The sequence below is a fragment of the Benzoatithermus flavus genome, from assembly GCF_037908215.1.
GTDB classification, from domain to species: domain Bacteria; phylum Pseudomonadota; class Alphaproteobacteria; order Geminicoccales; family Geminicoccaceae; genus Benzoatithermus; species Benzoatithermus flavus.
In genome coordinates this window covers 98,456-114,149 of sequence record NZ_JBBLZC010000010.1, presented here as the reverse complement: position 1 = coordinate 114,149, position 15,694 = coordinate 98,456, and the positions used below count along the sequence as shown (strand labels likewise).

The 15,694-nt window shown below is 70.2% G+C and carries 16 protein-coding genes; 9 read left to right on the top strand and 7 right to left on the bottom strand.

What is annotated here, in order from left to right; translation table 11 throughout:
* Positions 1 to 18 precede the first annotated feature (18 nt).
* Positions 19 to 966 carry an SDR family NAD(P)-dependent oxidoreductase gene (locus U1T56_RS11885; protein ID WP_418159684.1) on the top strand — a complete coding sequence of 316 codons (948 nt, stop codon included), beginning with the start codon at positions 19 to 21 and terminating at the stop codon, positions 964 to 966.
* Here U1T56_RS11885 and purH read toward each other — a convergent pair.
* From purH to U1T56_RS11870, 3 genes are read right to left on the bottom strand one after another with little or no spacing between them, the layout of a single operon-like run.
* Positions 960 to 2,513, bottom strand: a complete 1,554-nt coding sequence (purH, locus tag U1T56_RS11880; protein WP_418159683.1) for a bifunctional phosphoribosylaminoimidazolecarboxamide formyltransferase/IMP cyclohydrolase — start codon at positions 2,511 to 2,513, stop codon at positions 960 to 962. The genes U1T56_RS11885 and purH overlap by 7 nt on opposite strands.
* A gap of 37 nt (positions 2,514 to 2,550) precedes the next feature.
* A complete protein-coding gene (locus tag U1T56_RS11875) occupies positions 2,551 to 3,993 on the bottom strand; it encodes an RsmB/NOP family class I SAM-dependent RNA methyltransferase (RefSeq protein ID WP_418159682.1) in 1,443 nt (480 codons plus the stop codon).
* On the bottom strand, positions 3,990 to 5,693 hold the full coding sequence (locus U1T56_RS11870; protein ID WP_418159681.1) for a lysine--tRNA ligase: 1,704 nt from the start codon (positions 5,691 to 5,693) through the stop codon (positions 3,990 to 3,992). The genes U1T56_RS11875 and U1T56_RS11870 overlap by 4 nt, the downstream gene beginning before the upstream one ends.
* Positions 5,694 to 5,771: 78 nt before the next feature.
* Here U1T56_RS11870 and U1T56_RS11865 point away from each other — a divergent pair, with 78 nt between their 5' ends.
* Genes U1T56_RS11865 through pdeM form a run of 4 tightly spaced genes read left to right on the top strand, consistent with a single transcriptional unit; the run spans position 5,772 to position 9,503 of the window.
* The gene (locus U1T56_RS11865) at positions 5,772 to 6,020 is read left to right on the top strand and encodes an AbrB/MazE/SpoVT family DNA-binding domain-containing protein (protein ID WP_418159680.1); all 249 of its coding nucleotides are present in this window, start codon (positions 5,772 to 5,774) and stop codon (positions 6,018 to 6,020) included.
* Complete coding sequence (locus U1T56_RS11860; RefSeq protein ID WP_418159679.1) at positions 6,013 to 6,396, top strand: PIN domain-containing protein; 384 nt, start codon at positions 6,013 to 6,015, stop codon at positions 6,394 to 6,396. Before U1T56_RS11865 ends, U1T56_RS11860 begins: the two co-directional genes overlap by 8 nt.
* Positions 6,351 to 8,801 (top strand): ligase-associated DNA damage response DEXH box helicase, encoded by a 2,451-nt coding sequence (locus U1T56_RS11855; protein WP_418159745.1) that lies wholly within the window; start codon positions 6,351 to 6,353, stop codon positions 8,799 to 8,801. The genes U1T56_RS11860 and U1T56_RS11855 overlap by 46 nt, the downstream gene beginning before the upstream one ends.
* 15 nt (positions 8,802 to 8,816) lie before the next feature.
* Complete coding sequence (gene pdeM / locus U1T56_RS11850) at positions 8,817 to 9,503, top strand: ligase-associated DNA damage response endonuclease PdeM (protein WP_418159678.1); 687 nt, start codon at positions 8,817 to 8,819, stop codon at positions 9,501 to 9,503.
* Here the strand turns inward: pdeM and U1T56_RS11845 are convergent.
* Positions 9,414 to 10,193: a type 1 glutamine amidotransferase gene (locus U1T56_RS11845; RefSeq protein ID WP_418159677.1), complete on the bottom strand. Its 780-nt coding sequence runs from the start codon at positions 10,191 to 10,193 to the stop codon at positions 9,414 to 9,416. The two genes, pdeM and U1T56_RS11845, sit on opposite strands and share 90 nt — an antisense overlap.
* Before the next feature lie 94 nt (positions 10,194 to 10,287).
* Here U1T56_RS11845 and U1T56_RS11840 point away from each other — a divergent pair, with 94 nt between their 5' ends.
* The 4 genes from U1T56_RS11840 (at position 10,288) to U1T56_RS11825 (ending at position 12,577) form a co-directional block, all read left to right on the top strand.
* Positions 10,288 to 10,731, top strand: coding sequence for a SufE family protein (locus tag U1T56_RS11840; RefSeq protein WP_418159676.1), 444 nt, complete (start codon positions 10,288 to 10,290; stop codon positions 10,729 to 10,731).
* Positions 10,732 to 10,909: 178 nt separating this feature from the next.
* Positions 10,910 to 11,383 carry an Hsp20 family protein gene (locus tag U1T56_RS11835; RefSeq protein WP_418159675.1) on the top strand — a complete coding sequence of 158 codons (474 nt, stop codon included), beginning with the start codon at positions 10,910 to 10,912 and terminating at the stop codon, positions 11,381 to 11,383.
* A gap of 133 nt (positions 11,384 to 11,516) precedes the next feature.
* Positions 11,517 to 12,014 (top strand): Hsp20/alpha crystallin family protein, encoded by a 498-nt coding sequence (locus tag U1T56_RS11830; RefSeq protein ID WP_418159674.1) that lies wholly within the window; start codon positions 11,517 to 11,519, stop codon positions 12,012 to 12,014.
* Positions 12,015 to 12,079: 65 nt separating this feature from the next.
* On the top strand, positions 12,080 to 12,577 hold the full coding sequence (locus tag U1T56_RS11825; protein ID WP_418159673.1) for an NADH dehydrogenase ubiquinone Fe-S protein 4: 498 nt from the start codon (positions 12,080 to 12,082) through the stop codon (positions 12,575 to 12,577).
* Between the two features lie 255 nt (positions 12,578 to 12,832).
* Here the strand turns inward: U1T56_RS11825 and U1T56_RS11820 are convergent, their stop codons facing one another.
* The 3 genes from U1T56_RS11820 to U1T56_RS11810 are packed head-to-tail and all read right to left on the bottom strand — an operon-like array spanning position 12,833 to position 15,677.
* A complete protein-coding gene (locus U1T56_RS11820; protein ID WP_418159672.1) occupies positions 12,833 to 13,648 on the bottom strand; it encodes an ABC transporter permease in 816 nt (271 codons plus the stop codon).
* Positions 13,648 to 14,565, bottom strand: coding sequence for an ABC transporter permease subunit (locus U1T56_RS11815; protein WP_418159671.1), 918 nt, complete (start codon positions 14,563 to 14,565; stop codon positions 13,648 to 13,650). The genes U1T56_RS11820 and U1T56_RS11815 overlap by 1 nt, the downstream gene beginning before the upstream one ends.
* Positions 14,562 to 15,677: an ABC transporter ATP-binding protein gene (locus tag U1T56_RS11810; RefSeq protein WP_418159744.1), complete on the bottom strand. Its 1,116-nt coding sequence runs from the start codon at positions 15,675 to 15,677 to the stop codon at positions 14,562 to 14,564. Before U1T56_RS11810 ends, U1T56_RS11815 begins: the two co-directional genes overlap by 4 nt.
* Positions 15,678 to 15,694: the final 17 nt, after the last annotated feature.

Sequence of the window (15,694 nt, the reverse complement as noted above, 5' to 3'; positions counted from 1 at the left end):
TTGCTGGAGGAGCCCGCCATGTCGTTCCGCTCGAGCAGCCCGAGCTTCCGCCGTGCTGTGATCACCGGCGCCAGCAGCGGCATCGGCGCCGCGTTCGCGCGCGCCCTGCCGTCGCGGACGGCGCTCCTGTTGACCGGGCGCGACGCGGCGGCTCTCGAGGAGCTCGCGGGCGAGCTGCGCGGTGCCGGCGGGCGCGAGGTGCGGGTGGTCACGGCCGATCTCACCGAGGCGAGCGGGCGCGCCGAGCTGATCGCGGCGGCGTCCGCCTTCGCGCCCGATCTTCTGATCAACGATGCCGGACTCGGCACCTGGGGCGCCTTCCTCGAGGACCCGCAGGCGCGCATGGAGGCGACCGTGCTCGTCAACGCGCTCGCACCCGTGGCGCTCACCCGCGCGCTCCTGCCCGAGATGATCGAGCGGGCCGAGATCGAGCATCGCCGCTGCGGGCTCCTCAACGTCGCGAGCACGCTCGCCTTCGTGCCCGTTCCCTATGGTGCGGTCTACGGTGCGAGCAAGGCGTTCCTGCTCTCGTTCACGGAAGCGCTCGCGGCCGAGCTCGCCGGCCGGCCGGTCGACGTGCTCGCCGTCTGTCCGGGGCCGGTGCGCACCGCTTTCTTCCGCCGCGCCGGCATGCCGGGTGGGGCGCCGTTCGGTGCTCAGGACCCGAACGAGGTGGCGCGCCGGGCGCTCGCCGAGCTCGGCCGGCGGACGGTGACGTTCACCGATCTGCCGAGCGCGACCTTGCTATGGCCGATCGCCGACATGCGGGTGGGTCTGAGCCGGATCGTGGCGCTGGGGCTGGGCGTGGTGCGCCACTTCGCCGGACGGCGGGCGCCCGAGCCGGAAACGGGCGAGACGCCGGTGGCCGAACCGCCGGCGAAGGCGCCCCGGCCGCCGCTCGGCGCCGCCGAGCCCGAGGTGCCCGGCACGCAGCCCAAGCGCCGGCGGGGCAAGCCCGCTCAGTGACGGAAGTGGCGGATGCCGGTGAACACCATGGCGATCCCGGCCTTGTCGGCGGCCTCGATCACCTCGTGGTCGCGGACACTGCCGCCGGGCTGGATCGCGGCGGTGGCACCGGCCTCGATCGCGGCCAGGAGCCCGTCCGGGAACGGGAAGAAGGCATCCGACGCGACGACGCAGGGCCGGCTGCCGGCCTGCGTCGCGGCCCGGTGCGCGGCGAGGTGGACGGCGTCGACCCGGCTGGTCTGGCCCATGCCGATGCCGACCGTGGCGCCGCCGCGGGCGAGCACGATCGCGTTCGACTTGACGTGCTTCACGACCTTCCAGGCGAAGAGGAGGTCGGCCAGCTCCTCCTCGGTAGGAGCGCGCCTGGTCGCGACGTGGAGCTGGGTCGGCTGCAGGCGGGCGGTGTCGCGGTCCTGGGCGAGGAAGCCGCCCATCAGCCACTTGATGTCGTGGCCCATGGTGATGGGATCGGGCAGCTCGTCGAGGGTGAGGAGCCGCAGGTTGGGCTTGGCGGCGAAAACGGCCTTGGCCGCCTCGTCCACGCCGGGGGCGACCACGACCTCGGTGAAGATCCTGCCGATCTCGGTCGCGGCTTCCTGGTCGAGCGGCCGGTTGCAGGCGACGATACCACCGAAGGCGCTCACGGGATCGGAGGCGAGCGCCTTGCGATAGGCCTCGGCGATGCTTCCGCCCACGGCGACACCGCACGGGTTCGCGTGCTTGATGATCGCGACCGCCGGCTCGTCGAACTCGGTCACGAGTGCCAAGGCCGCGTCGGTGTCGTTCAGGTTGTTGTAGGAGAGCTCCTTGCCCTGGAGCTGGGTCGCCGCGGCGAGCCCGGTCGGACGGGCACCGGAGGCGGCGTAGAAGGCCGCGCGCTGGTGCGGGTTCTCGCCGTAGCGCAAGCGCTGCCGGCGCTCGCCCGCGAGCACGATGCGCTCGGGAAACTCCTCGCCGATCTCGCGCGCGAGCCAGGTGTGGATGGCGGCATCATAGGCAGCCGTGCGGGCGAACGCCTTGGCGGCGAGGCGGCGGCGGAAGGCGCCTTCCGTTCCACCCTTGCGCGCCAGCTCGGCCAGAAGCTCCTTGTAGTCGGCGGGATCGACCACGACCGCGACCCCGTCGTGGTTCTTGGCGGCGGCGCGGATCATGGCGGGACCGCCGACATCGATCTGCTCGACGCAAGTGCCGAAGTCGGCACCCGCGGCGAGCGTCGCCTCGAACGGGTAGAGATTGACGACGACCAGATCGATCGGGGCGAGGCCGTGCTCCTCGAGCGTGCTCATGTGCGCAGGCTCGTCGCGCTTGGCGAGGATGCCGCCGTGCACGCCGGGATGGAGCGTCTTCACCCGCCCGTCCAGGATCTCGGGCGCACCGGTGACGGCGCTCACGTCGCGGACCGCGATGCCGGCCTCGCGCAAGGCACGGGCGGTACCGCCGGTCGAGACGAGCTCGACGCCCCTGGCGGCGAGTTCCCTGGCGAGCTCGACGAGGCCGGTCTTGTCGCTGACGGACAGAAGGGCCCGCCGGATCGGGCGAAGAGGCATTCTTGGCGTCTCCGAGCAGGAAGCGGAAAAAAGCGGGTCAGGCGTCGCGGCGTCTGAGCCTCGCGATGAAAAAGCCGTCGAGCCCGCCCGATTCGGCGAGATGGCAGGGAAGCGTGCGCACCTCGCCCTCGGGCGAGAGATCGACCGGCAGGCCTTTGAGCTCGGCGCGCCCGATCGGGTCGCGCACCACGGGCGCATCGCTCGCGAGCAGGGCTGCGATCCGCTCCGGCCCCTCCTCGGGCTGGAGCGAGCAGACGGCGTAGACCAGGACGCCGCCTGGTTTCAAAAAGCGCACGGCCGCCTCGAGCAGGCGGCTCTGCGCCTCGACGAGGCGCGCGACGTCGGCCGGCGATTTCGCCCAGAGCACGTCGGGGTGACGTCGTATCGTGCCGGTGGCGCTGCAGGGCGCATCGAGCAGCACGGCATCGAAGGGCTCCGGCGCCTGCCACTCCAGCGCATCGGCGACGACGATCTCGGCGTCGAGGGTGAGCCGGCCCAGATTGCGCACGAGGAACTCGGCCCGCCTGGGCGAGCGCTCGAGCGCCGTCACGGTGGCACCGGCGGCGCAGAGCTGGGCGGTCTTGCCGCCCGGTGCGGCACCGATGTCGAGGACGCGCCTGCCTTTGATCCGGCCCAGGAGCAGGGCGGGAAGGGCGGCGGCCGCATCCTGCACCCACCAGGCCCCCTCGTCGTAGCCCGGCAGGGCGTCGACGAGGCCGCCCGCGCGCCGGCGCAAAGTACCCGTGGGCAGGATCTCGGCCCCGAGTGCGTCGGCCCAGCGCTCGGGCTCGCGTTTGACGGAGAGATCGAGCGGCGGCTCGATCAGATGCATGGCGGCGATCGCGCGCGTGCGCTCCTCGCCGTAAGCGCCGACCCAGCTCTCCCAGAGCCATTTCGGCGTGTTGAGCCGGGGAGCATCCTGGCCCTCCAGCATCTGCCGGCCTTCGGTCGCGAGCCGGCGCAGCACCGCGTTCAGCATCGGCATCTCGCGGGTGAAGCCGGCGGCGGCGAGGCGCACCGTCTCCGCGACCGCGGCATGAGGCGGGGTGCTCAGGAACAGGAGCTGGGCGGCCCCCAGCCGTAGCATGTTGTGGACCCGCAGCTCCTTCGGCCGGTAGCGCAGGAGCGGCAGGACCGTGTGGTCGATCTGGCCCAGGCGGCGCAGCACGGTCGTGACCAGAAGGCGTGCGAAGGCGCGGTCGCGCACGGCGAGCTTCGCGAGCTGGGGATGGCCCTGGAAGGTCTCGTCGAAGGCGCGATGGTCCGGACCCAGCACCCGGTCGAGCACGTCGAGAGCGATGCGCCGGGCGTTGGGCCCCGCGGGTGGGGTCGAGGGGCGGGTCGTCGTGGCGGCCGGCGGCGTGCCGCCGGTGGGTTTGCCCTTCTCGAGCCCCGGCTTGCGGCGGGCGAGGTTGCCGGCGCGCTCGCCGCTGCCGCCGCGAGGCTGGTTGCGCCGGTCGTGCGATCCGCGCTCGTTCATTCGGCTGCCGCTCCCTCACGGGCGAGCCCGGCCTCGATCAGGGCGCGCGTGTTGGCGATGCCGTAGATCACCGCGAACGAGCCGAAGCGCGGCCCCTCGCTCTGGCCGAGCAGCACCTCGTAGAGCGCTTTGAACCAATCGCGGAGATGCGCGAACGAGTGCCGCTTGCCGATCTCGTAGAGCTCGTGCTGTACGGCCTCGGCATCGACCCCTTCGCCGATGCCGGCGAGCCAGTCGCGCAGCTCCAGGAGCGCCTTGCGCTCCTCGGCCGTGGGCGCCCGGTAGCGCTTGTTGGGCCGGACGAAGTCCCGATAGTAGGCGATCGCGTGCTCGACCAGGCGGGCGAGGCGGGGCGAGGATTCCGGCGTGGTGCCGGGCGCGTAGCGGCCGATGAAGCCCCAGAGCACGGAAGGCTCCTCGGCGTTCACCACGCTCGCGAGGTTCAGGAGCATGCCGAAGGTGAGGCCAGGCGGCAGGCGGTCGTCCACGGGCGGGTGCCCGTCGTGGATGTGCCACAAAGGATTGCCCACCTGCTCCTGCGGGAGCTGGCGCGGGAAGGCGTCGAGGAAGCTTTCGTAGTCGTCGACGTTCTTCGGGATCACGTCGAAATAGAGCCGCTTCGCCTTTCTGGGATCGCGGTAGAGGAAGAGCTGGAGGCTCTCCTTCGTGCCGTAGCGCAGCCACTCCTCGATGGTGAGCCCGTTGCCCTTGGACTTGCTGATCTTCTGGCCCTTCTCGTCCAGGAACAGCTCGTAGGAGAAGCCCTCGGGCGGCACGCCGTCCAGCACCCGGCAGATCTGCGAGGAGAGCTTCACCGAATCGATCAGGTCCTTGCCCGACATCTCGTAGTCGACGTCGAGCGCCGCCCAGCGCAGCGCCCAGTCGCACTTCCACTGCATCTTGCAGTGGCCGTCCGTGACCGGAACCTCGGTGAGGGTCCCGTCCTCGTCGCGGAACACGACCGTGCCGCTCGCCACCCGGCACTCCTCGATCGGCACCTGGAGCACGCGGCCGGTCCTGGGCGAGATCGGCAGGATCGGGCTGTAGGTGGCGCGGCGCTCGGGGCCCAAGGTCGGCAGCACGATCCGCCGGATCTCCTCGTGCCGCTCGAGCACCTTGAGGAGAGCCCGGTTGAAGGCGCCGCTCTTGTAGGCCTCGGTCGCCGACTTGAACGTGTAGGAGAAGCCGAACGCATCGAGGAACGCCTTGAGCCGGGCGTTCATGTGCGCTCCGTACGATTCGTGCGTCCCGAACGGGTCGGGGATCGCGGTCAAGGGACGGCCGAGATGCTGCGCCACCATCTCCTGATTCGGGACGTTGTCCGGCACCTTCCGCAGGCCGTCCATGTCGTCGGAGAACGCGAACAGCTCGGTTGGCAGATCGCTGAGGCGCGTGAAGACCTGGCGCACGAGGGTGGTGCGGAACACTTCCGCGAACGTGCCGATGTGCGGCAGGCCCGAGGGGCCGTAGCCGGTCTCGAACAGGACGTAGCCCTTCGCGGGCGGCCTTTTCGCGACGCGCTCCAGCACACGCTGCGCCTCGACGACGGGCCAGGCTTTGCTCGCGGCCAAGATCTCGCGATCCTCAGACATGCTCGTCCATGTTGATCTGGGAAGGAACGGGCGGCTCCGCTGTTTAGGCCGATTTCGCTGCGGCGCAAAGGCCTCGGCCGCACTTTCGCGAGGTCCGTCATCCGCCATATGGACGGAGCTCTTGCCGGATATCGGGTGCTTCCGGCAAAATCCGCCGTCTTCTGCCAGTCGGAGGCATTTTTCGCCATGGGCCACCAGCGCCTCAAGCTCGGCGAGAACGGGCGGATCTCGATCCCGGCCGCCTACCGCAAGGAGCTCGGCCTCGAGCCCGGCGACGAGCTGATCCTGCGCGTCGACGAAGGCGAGCTGCGCATCACGAGCGCGAAGCTGGCGCTCGAGCGCGCACGGCGTCTGATCGCGCGCTACGTCCCGGCCGAGGACGATCTGGCGCAGAGCCTGATCGACGATCGCCGGGCCGAGGCGGCGCGTGAGTGAGGTCGTGCTCGACGCCTCGGCCCTTCTGGCCGTGCTGCACCGCGAGCGCGGCAGCGAGGTCGTGGAGCCTCTGCTCGGGGCGGCCGTGATCGGGGCGGTGAACCTCGCCGAGGTGCTCGCGAAGCTCGTGGACCGAGGGGTGCCGGAGGATGCCGCCTGGTCGGCCGTAGCCGGGCTCGGCCTGCACACGGTGGCGCTCGATGCCGTGCAGGTGCGTGCCACCGCGCGCCTGTGCACCCTGACCCGGCGGCACGAGCTCTCGCTGGGCGACCGGGCCTGTCTGGCGCTCGCCGAGTGCCTGCGCCTGCCCGTGCTCACCGCCGATCGTAGCTGGGCGGCGCTGGGGCTGTCCCTCGACATCCGGGTGATCCGCTGACGATCGCGCTCCCGCCACCCTTCGCCGCCTGGTTCGTGGCGCGCGGCTGGCGGCTGCGGCAGCATCAGGCCGCCATGCTCGAGGTGGCGCAGGAAGGACGGGATGCGCTCCTGATCGCACCCACGGGCGGCGGCAAGACGCTGGGCGGATTCCTGCCGAGCCTGATCGAGCTCACGGAATGCGGCTCCTCGGGCCGGCTGCACACGCTCTACATCTCGCCCCTGAAGGCGCTCACCAACGACATCGCCCGCAACCTGCTGCGTCCGGTGGCGGAGATGGGTCTTACGTTGCGCATCGAGACCCGTACCGGCGACACGCCGCAGAACCGGCGCCGGCGCCAGCGCGAGCACCCGCCCGATCTGCTGCTGACGACGCCGGAATCGCTGGCTCTCCTCCTCTCCTATCCCGAGGCGGTCCCATACTTCGCGAGCCTGCGCTGCGTCGTGCTCGACGAGCTGCACGCGCTGGCCGCGAGCAAGCGCGGCGCCCTCCTGAGCCTCGTTCTCGCCCGCCTGCGACGCCTGGCACCGCAGGCGCGCTTCGTCGGGCTTTCGGCGACGGTGGCCGACCCGCCGCAGCTCGCCCGCTATCTGAGCCCGACACCCGAACGCGTCGCCGTGATCGCGGGCGGGGCCGGGGCCGAGCCCGAGGTCCGCATTCTCGTTCCCGAAGGCCCGATGCCCTGGGCCGGTCACGTGGCGCTCTATGCGGCACCCGCCATCATGCGCGAGATCGGGGCCGCCCGGCTGGCGCTGGTCTTCGTCAACACGCGCGCCCAGGCCGAGCTGATCTTCGGCGCGCTGTGGCGGCACAATCCCGCGAACCTGCCGATCGGCCTGCACCACGGCAGCCTCGACGTCGAGCAGCGCCGCCGGATCGAGGCGGCGATGGCGGCAGGAGCCCTGCGCGCCGTGGTGGCGACGGCCTCGCTCGATCTCGGCATCGACTGGGGCGACGTCGATCTCGTGCTCCAGGTGGGGGCGCCGAAGGGAATCGCCCGACTCCTGCAGCGGATCGGCCGCGCCAACCACCGGCTCGACGAGCCGAGCCGGGCGGTTCTCGTCCCCGGCAACCGGTTCGAGCTTCTGGAATGCCTCGCCGCGCGCGAGGCGCTGCATGCGCGCGAGCTCGACGGCGGCGGCATCGCTCCGGGCGGGCTCGACGTGCTGGCGCAGCACGTTGCCGGTGTCGCCTGCAGCGGCCCGTTCGATGCCGACACGCTCTACGCGGAGGTGCGGACGGCAGCACCCTTTGCGGCTCTCTCCCGCCGCGACTTCGACGACGTGCTCGATCTCGTCGCGACCGGCGGTTATGCGCTCCGCACCTACGAGCGCTACCGCCGGATCGAGCGGCGGGACGACGGGCTCTGGCACCTATGCGATCCGCGGCTCGCCCGTCAGCACCGCATGAACGTCGGCACCATCGTGGAAGCGCCCGTGATGCGGGTGCGGCTCGGGCGAAAGCGTCTCGGCGAGATCGAGGAGACGTTCGTCGCCTGGCTCGAGCCCGGCGACACGTTCCTGTTCGCGGGCCAGCTCCTGCGCTTCGAGGGCATTCGCGACAACGAGGCGATCGTGAGTCCGGCCAAGGACCGGAGCGAGCCCAAGGTTCCGACCTGGGCCGGCAGCCGCTACCCGCTCTCGACCGAACTCGCGGGGCGCGTGCGCCGCATCCTGGCGGCACCCGCGACGTGGCGGTATCTGCCGGCGCCGGTACGGGAATGGCTCGAAGCACAAGCGCGCCACGCCGTCCTGCCCCAAGCGGGCGAGCTTCTGGTCGAGACCTTCCCGCGTCGGGGCCGGCATTACCTCGTCGCCTACAGCTTCGCCGGCTACAAGGCGCACCAGACGCTCGGCATGCTGCTGACGCGGCGGATGGAGCGAAGGAAGCTCAGGCCCCTGGGCTTCGTCGCCTCGGACTACTGCATCGCCGTCTGGGGGCTCGAGCCGGTGGACGACGTGGCGGCACTCTTCGACGTCGACATCCTGGGCGAGGATCTCGAGGCGTGGATGGCCGAGAGCTCGCTGATCAAGCGCACCTTCCGCAACTGCGCCGTCGTCGCCGGCCTGATCCAGCGGCGCCATCCGGGGGCGGAGAAGACCGGACGGCAGGTCACGTTCGGCGCCGACCTGATCTACGACGTGCTGCGGAAGTACGAGCCCGACCACGTTCTCTTACGCGCCGCGCGCGCCGAGGCCGCGACCGGCCTTACCGACATCCGCCGCCTCGCCGATCTTCTGGTTGCGGTGGAAGGCCGGATCCGGCATGTCCGGCTTCCGCGCATCTCGCCCTTCGCGGTCGCGATCATCGCCGGCATCGGCCGGGAGCTCGTGGCGGGTGATGTGCTCGACCAGTCGCTCGACGAGGCCGTGGCCGAGCTCGTCGCCGAGGCCATGGCCGACTGACCTTTGCCGGTGAAGATGCAGCTTTCGTTCCGCGGCCACGATCTCGTGCTCGACCCGTCTGGTGCCTTGTTCTGGCCACGGCACCGGCTCCTCGCCGTGGCCGATCTCCACCTCGAGAAGGGAGCGGCCTTCGCGCGACGCGGCAGCCTGCTGCCGCCCTACGACACCCACGCCACGCTCGCCCGGCTGGAGGGGCTCGTCCGGAGCCTCGCACCCGAGACGGTCGTGAGCCTCGGCGACGGCTTCCACGACCGGGAGGGGCCCGACACCCTCTCGCCCGATCTGTTCGACCGGCTGAGCGCCCTCACGCGCGCCGTGCGCTGGATCTGGATCACGGGCAACCACGACCCGTTACTGCCGCTGGCGCTGGGCGGGGCGGCGCTTTCGGAGCTGGTCCTGGACGGCCTCGTCTTCCGCCACCAGCCCGCCGCCGCGAGCGGGATCGCGGGCCATCTCCATCCCAAGGCGCGGGTATGGAGCCGCGGCCGGCTCTTGTGCCGACCCTGCTTCACAGCCGACGACGACCGGCTCGTCCTGCCCGCCTTCGGCAGCTTTTCCGGCGGCCTCAACGTGCTTGATCCTGCGGTCAGCGCTCTTTATCCTAGAGGATTTTCAGCCTATCTCCTCGGCGACGCGCGCGTTTTCCGTTTCCCCCACGCCGTGCTGGCGCCCGAGCCGGGCAGCTCTCTGCGCCGCCACTAGATCGAGCCAGCGATCGGCGATCCGCCGTCCGAACATCTCGGCCGCGGCTCCTACCGTTTCGACCTGGGCCGTGATCGCGCGGGTGAGGTCGGGCAGGCCGTAGAGCTCGTGCCGCAGCCGGGCCCAGGCGAGCATCGCTGCCCGGTCGGTCTCGAAATGGCACTGGAAGCCGTGGACGATCTCCGCCACCCGGAAGGCCTGATGACGGCAGGTCTCGCCGGTGAGCAGGAGCGTGGCTCCCCGCGGCAGGTCGAACGTGTCGTCGTGCCACTGCATCGCCCAGACCGGGCCGCCCATGCCCGCCAGCAGGGGATCGGCATCGGCGGCCGGGGTCGGCCGGAGCGGCACGAGGCCGAACTCGTGCGCTCCACCGAGATGCACCGCCGCACCCCAGGCCCGGGCGAGGAGCTGGGCGCCGAGACAGATGCCGAGCACGGGCCGACGCTCGTCGGCGAAGCGGCGGGCGAGGTCGAGAAGGGCCGGAAAGTGCGGGCAGCGATCGTCCGCGTAGGCGCTCACGGCCCCGCCCAGGATGACGATGCCGTCGTGGCTTCCGGCATCCTGCGGGATCGCGACGCCGGCTTGCGCATCGAGCGTCGTCACCATCGCACCGCGTGCCGCCATGCGCTCGCCGACGAGGCCGGCGGGCGAGGTGGAATGATGCTGGAAGACGAGGATGCGCAGCGGCATGGGACGGCCGATCTCGCGAAGGTCCGTGGGCTCCCGCCGTTGATCCCTGGCGCGGGCGATCGCATATGTCCAGCGTGAAGGACCACGCGAGCCCATGACCCAGACCCCTACCTTCGCCGACGCTGCCCGTGCCCTCGAGGAGGAGTTCGCGCTGTTCGACGACTGGCGCGACAAGGTCGAGTACATCATCGAGCTGGGCAAGGACCTGCCGCCGCTGCCGGAGGCCTACAAGACCGAGGCCAACAAGGTGCGCGGCTGCCAGAGCCAGGTCTGGATGGTGGCCGAGCTCGAGCCCGGCGGGCGCATCCACATCCGCGCCGACAGCGACGCGGTCCTGGTCAAGGGCCTGATCTCGCTGCTCCTGCGCCTCTACGACCGGCGCACGGCGCAAGAGATCCTCGACAACCCGCCGAAGGTGCTCGAGACGATCGGCCTTTCGAAGCTCCTCACCCCCGGCCGCTCGAACGGACTCTACTCCATGGTCGCCCGCATCCGCTCCTTCGCCGAGGCGTTCGCCGCAGCCAGGGTCGATGCCTGACGTTCCGGGCGGATGTCATCCAAGTTGTTGAATTCGCGGCTTCAACCCCTCTTGACAGCCTGCCGGTCGATCCCCAGCTCGTAAGACGCCGGATGCCACGATCGGGTCCGGCGGATCCGAAGGGTCAGCGCCTTTCGGATGTCTCTCGTACCCATGTCGCTCGAAGGAGGATGTGGCTATGAGGACGGTTTTCGACTTCTCACCCCTGTTCCGCTCCAGCATCGGCTTCGACCGCGTGTTCGATCTGCTCGAGAACGCCACGCGGTTCCAGACGACGGACAGCTGGCCGCCCTACAACATCGAAAAGATGGGCGAGGACCAGTACCGGATCGTCATGGCCGTCGCGGGGTTCGCGCCGGATGAGCTGAACATCACGGTCGAGCCCAACCTGCTCGTCGTCAGCGGCGAGAAGAAGGTCGACGAGAACGTGCAGTACCTGCATCGCGGGATCGCTGCCGGCTCGTTCGAGCGTCGCTTCGAGCTCGCCGACTTCGTGCAGGTGAAGGATGCCAGCCTCGACAATGGCATCCTGACGATCCAGCTCGTGCGCGAGCTGCCCGAGGAGATGAAGCCGCGTCGGATCGAGATCCAGGCGAAGGCCCTCGGCGCGGGCGCGCAGCCGCAGCAGCTCGAGCACAAGAAGGCAGCCTGAAGGCTTCTCGGCCGCGTGCGCTCGCCGACGTCGGGCGCCGATGCCCGATGCCGTCCGGCGCGCCGCGCGGGTCGAGCCGCGGTACGGGGTCGGCCCCCGTGCCGCCGGCGACCAGCAACAAAGGAGGTGAGTCATGGCCATGCGTTCCATCGTACCCTTTGGCTGGGGTGGCTCGACGCTGCCCGGCCGTATGGCGAACGACGACCCGTTCATCCGGCTGTGGAACGATGTCGATCAGCTCTTCCGTAACGTGATCGGCGACGTCGGTCCGGGCGAGTGGCTGCGGACGGGGAGCTTCGGCCCGCCGGTCGAGGTGTCCGAGACCAGCACCGAGCTCAAGGTCGTAGCCGAGCTGCCCGGTGTGGACGAGAAGGACGTCTCGGTCGAGCTGCAGGGCGACACGCTCGTCATCCGCGGCGAGAAGAAGGCCGAGGAGGAGCGTAAAGAAGGCGGCTATCACCTCGCCGAGCGCCGCTACGGCAGCTTCTCGCGGGCGCTGCGGCTGCCCTGCGAGATCGACGCCGACAAGGTCCGGGCTACGTTCAAGAACGGTGTCCTGACCATCACCATGCCGAAGCCGGCCGAGCTGCAGCGGCAGCCGAAGCGGATCGAGGTCAAGGCCGCTGCCTGACCCGTTCTCGGGTCGGCAGTGCCCGCCGCGTGCTGTCGCGACGACCGGCCGCGAGGAGGACGGCCATGCTGAACGCACGGCTGCAGGATCGGCCGACGGCGCCGGCCATGGGCCCCGAGATCATCCCCGGTGGCGCCGCGCAGGCTGCCGAAGCTTCTGCGCCGCGTCGGCGGCCCCAGCTCCGTCTGGTGTGTTCGGCCGAGCCGACCGGCGAGCCCGCCCGGGCTTCCGGGCCGATTGCCGCGGCGGCGCCGCATCGGGGCGCTGCCTGCCGCCTCTACTGCCCCGCGCCGAGTCCGACCTCGTCGGCACCACGGCTGCGCGAGCGCTGGGTGCTGGCGTTCGAGCCAACCCGGCGGCAGGAGCCCGACCGGCTGATCGGCTGGACCGGCGGCGGTGACCCGCTCGACCAGGTGCGGCTCGTGTTCCCGCGCAAGGAGGCGGCGCTGGCCTATGTCGAGCGCTACGGCCTGGTGTGCGAGGTGCGCGAGCCGCACCGGCGGCGTGCCGTGCCCCGGGCTTATGCCGAGAACTTCCTGGCGCCGCCGGAGCCGCGAGTCTGACCCGGACCCTGGACCGCTGCCCGAGTCCGGGCCCGGCCTCCTCTTGACGGCTTACTCGTCCTAGCCAGCTGGAAAGTCGAGGAACCCGATCGGAGGAGAGGCGGACGCGCGTCGTCGAGGAGCGGGCACGGACCGTTCCGAAGGTCGAATCGGGACCATCGGCGGCGCCCGCGACAGCCCGCGGGTGCCGTCCGTTTCCCGGGTACAGGATGACGGGCGGCCCGTCCGCTGCGTCCGGCCGAGCCCCGTCGCTTCTCATCGAGCGCCGCCCGGCACCTTCGCCGCCCGGATCAGACTCCGTTTCTGCACGATCGAGGCCACGATGACGCCCACGGTCACGATGCCGATCAGCACCGTGCAGACGGCGTTGATCTCGGGCGTCACGCCGAGCCGCACCGAGCTGTAGATCCGCATCGGCAGCGTGGTGGCGCCGGGGCCGGTGGTGAAGCTCGCGATCACGAGGTCGTCGAGCGAGAGGGTGAAGGCGAGCAGCCAGCCGCCGACGAGTGCCGGAGCGATGATCGGCAGCGTGACGACGAGGAAGGTTTTGAGCGGCGGGGCACCCAGGTCCATCGCCGCCTCCTCGAGGCTGCGGTCGAAGGTGAGGAGGCGCGACTGCACCACCACCGTGACGTAGCACATGGCGAAGGTCGTGTGCGCGATCACGATGGTCCAAAAGCCCCGATCGACGCCGAGGCTCACGAAGAGCAGCAGCAGCGACAGGCCGAGGATCACGTCGGGCATGACGAGAGGGGCCGAGACCATGCCGGCGAACAGGGTCCGGCCCGGAAAGCGCGCGATCCGGGTCAGCACGACGCCCGCCATGGTGCCGAGCACCAGCGCCAGGGTCGAGGCCGTGAACGCCACGCGCAGCGTGACCCAGGCGGCATCCAGGAGCTGCTGGTCGCGCAGCATCTCGCCGTACCACTGGAGCGAGAACCCGCCCCAGACCGTGACGAGCTTGGAGGCGTTGAAGGAGTAGACGACGAGGAGCGCGATCGGCAGGTAAAGGAAGGCGAAGCCCAGCGTGAGCGCTGTCGTCGTCACGCGCGTGAACCCACGGCGCAGCATCAGGTGCTCTCCTCGAGATGTCTGGCCTGCTGGCGCTGGAAGAGGGCGATCGGGATCACGAGGACGAGGAGCAGCAGCACGGCCACCGCCGAAGCCAAGGGCCAGTCGCGATTGTTGAAGAACTCGGCCCAGAGAGTCTTGCCGATCATGAGCGTGTCCGAACCGCCCAGGAGATCCGGGATTACGAACTCGCCCACGGCCGGGATGAAGACGAGAAAGCAGCCGGCGATCACCCCCGGAAGCGAGAGCGGGACGGTGATCTGCCAGAAGGCACGGATCGGGGTCGAGCCCAGATCGACCGCGGCCTCGATCAGAGATGGGTCGTGCTTCTCGAGGTTGGCGTAGATCGGCAGGATCATGAACGGCAGGTAGGAATAGACGATGCCGATATAGACCGCGGTCGTGGTCTGGAGGATGACGAGAGGCTCGTGGATCAGTCCGAGCCATTGCAGGAAGCCGTTGAGGAGCCCCTCGTTCTTCAGGATGCCGATCCAGGCATAAACCCGGATCAGAAACGAGGTCCAGAACGGCAGGATGACCGCCATGAGGAGCGTCGGCCGCCAGCGGTCGGGCGCACGCGCCATGCCGTAGGCGATCGGGAAGCCCACGGCGAGGGTCAGGACGGTCGAGACGGCGGCGATCCGGAGCGATTCGAGATAGGCGCGGATATAGAGGCCGTCCTCGGCGATCAGCAGGAAGTTGGTGAGGTTCAGCTTGAGCTGGAGATAATGGGAGCCGGCCTCCTCGATCCATTCCACGAGCGGCAGGTAGGGCGGCTGGGCGATGGCGCTCTCGGAGAAGGCGAGCTTCAAGACGGTCGCGAACGGGACCAGGAAGAACAGGAGGAGCCAGAAAAAGGGCAGGCCGATCAGGACGGCGCGGCCGAGCTTCCTGCCCAGGGCGGGGGAGCGGCTCATGACTTCAGGATCACGCTGGCATCGGGCGCCCAGGTCAGCCAGACCCGGTCCTCCCAGGTGATCGGTCGCTCGATCAGGCGCTGGCGGTTGGCCTGGGTGCAGCGGACGGCCACACCGCTCGCGAGGCGGACATGGTAGATCGAGACGTCGCCGAGATAGCCGATGTCCCAGACCTCGCCCGCCATGCAGTTCACCGCCGGGTCGGCCGGCGGCTCCTTCGCCAGCACGAACTTCTCGGGCCGGATCGCGACCCAGACCGTCTCGCCCGGCACCGCCGGCGGGCTGCGGTCGGCCAGGACGTCGCAGCCCGCGGCCTCGGAATGGACCCGCATCCGCTCGCGTCCCGCCTCGACCACGCGCGCTTCCAGCACGTTCACGTCGCCCAGGAAATCGGCGACGAAGCGGCTCGCCGGGTACTCGTACATCTCGGCGGGCGTGCCGAGCTGCACGACCTGACCCTCGTTCATGACCGCCATCCGGGTCGAGACCGTCATGGCCTCCTCCTGGTCGTGGGTCACGATGACGAAGGTGAGGCCCAGGGTCTCCTGGACGTTGACGAGCTCGAACTGGGTGCGCTCGCGCAGCTTCTTGTCGAGCGCCCCCAGGGGCTCGTCGAGCAGCAGCACCTTCGGCCGCTTGACGATGGCGCGTGCGAGCGCCACACGCTGCTTCTGACCGCCCGAGAGCTGGTCGGGCCGGCGCTTCTCCCGGCCCTCGAGCTGGACGAGGCGGATCGCTTCCGCCACCCGGTCCCGGATCTCGCTCCTGGCCAGCCGCTCCTGCTTCAGGCCGAAGGCGATGTTGTCCTCGACCGTCATGTGCGGGAACAGGGCGTAGGACTGGAACATCATGTTGACCGGCCGCCGCCAGGGCGGCACGGCCGCCATGTCCTGGCCGTCGATCAGGATGCGGCCCTGGGTCGGCGTCTCGAAGCCCGCGAGCATCCGCAAGAGCGTGGTCTTGCCGCAGCCCGAGGGGCCGAGGAGGGCGAAGAACTCGCCGCGGTAGATGTCGAGGCTGACATTGTCGACGGCGTAGAGATCGCCGAACTTCTTCGTGACGTTCTGGATGCGGATGAAGGGCAGGGCGTTCGGGTCCTGCCAGGGCTCGATCCGGGTGCGCTCCCCGC

Bases quoted from the DNA above. Each gene is read 5' to 3' on its own strand.
- U1T56_RS11885 (WP_418159684.1), top strand. From the start codon at position 19: ATGTCGTTCCGCTCGAGCAGCCCGAGCTTCCGCCGTGCTGTGATCACC.
- purH (WP_418159683.1), bottom strand. From the start codon at position 2,513: ATGCCTCTTCGCCCGATCCGGCGGGCCCTTCTGTCCGTCAGCGACAAG.
- U1T56_RS11875 (WP_418159682.1), bottom strand. From the start codon at position 3,993: ATGAACGAGCGCGGATCGCACGACCGGCGCAACCAGCCTCGCGGCGGC.
- U1T56_RS11870 (WP_418159681.1), bottom strand. From the start codon at position 5,693: ATGGCGGATGACGGACCTCGCGAAAGTGCGGCCGAGGCCTTTGCGCCG.
- U1T56_RS11865 (WP_418159680.1), top strand. From the start codon at position 5,772: ATGGGCCACCAGCGCCTCAAGCTCGGCGAGAACGGGCGGATCTCGATC.
- pdeM (WP_418159678.1), top strand. From the start codon at position 8,817: ATGCAGCTTTCGTTCCGCGGCCACGATCTCGTGCTCGACCCGTCTGGT.
- U1T56_RS11845 (WP_418159677.1), bottom strand. From the start codon at position 10,193: ATGCCGCTGCGCATCCTCGTCTTCCAGCATCATTCCACCTCGCCCGCC.
- U1T56_RS11840 (WP_418159676.1), top strand. From the start codon at position 10,288: ATGACCCAGACCCCTACCTTCGCCGACGCTGCCCGTGCCCTCGAGGAG.
- U1T56_RS11835 (WP_418159675.1), top strand. From the start codon at position 10,910: ATGAGGACGGTTTTCGACTTCTCACCCCTGTTCCGCTCCAGCATCGGC.
- U1T56_RS11830 (WP_418159674.1), top strand. From the start codon at position 11,517: ATGGCCATGCGTTCCATCGTACCCTTTGGCTGGGGTGGCTCGACGCTG.
- U1T56_RS11825 (WP_418159673.1), top strand. From the start codon at position 12,080: ATGCTGAACGCACGGCTGCAGGATCGGCCGACGGCGCCGGCCATGGGC.
- U1T56_RS11820 (WP_418159672.1), bottom strand. From the start codon at position 13,648: ATGCTGCGCCGTGGGTTCACGCGCGTGACGACGACAGCGCTCACGCTG.
- U1T56_RS11815 (WP_418159671.1), bottom strand. From the start codon at position 14,565: ATGAGCCGCTCCCCCGCCCTGGGCAGGAAGCTCGGCCGCGCCGTCCTG.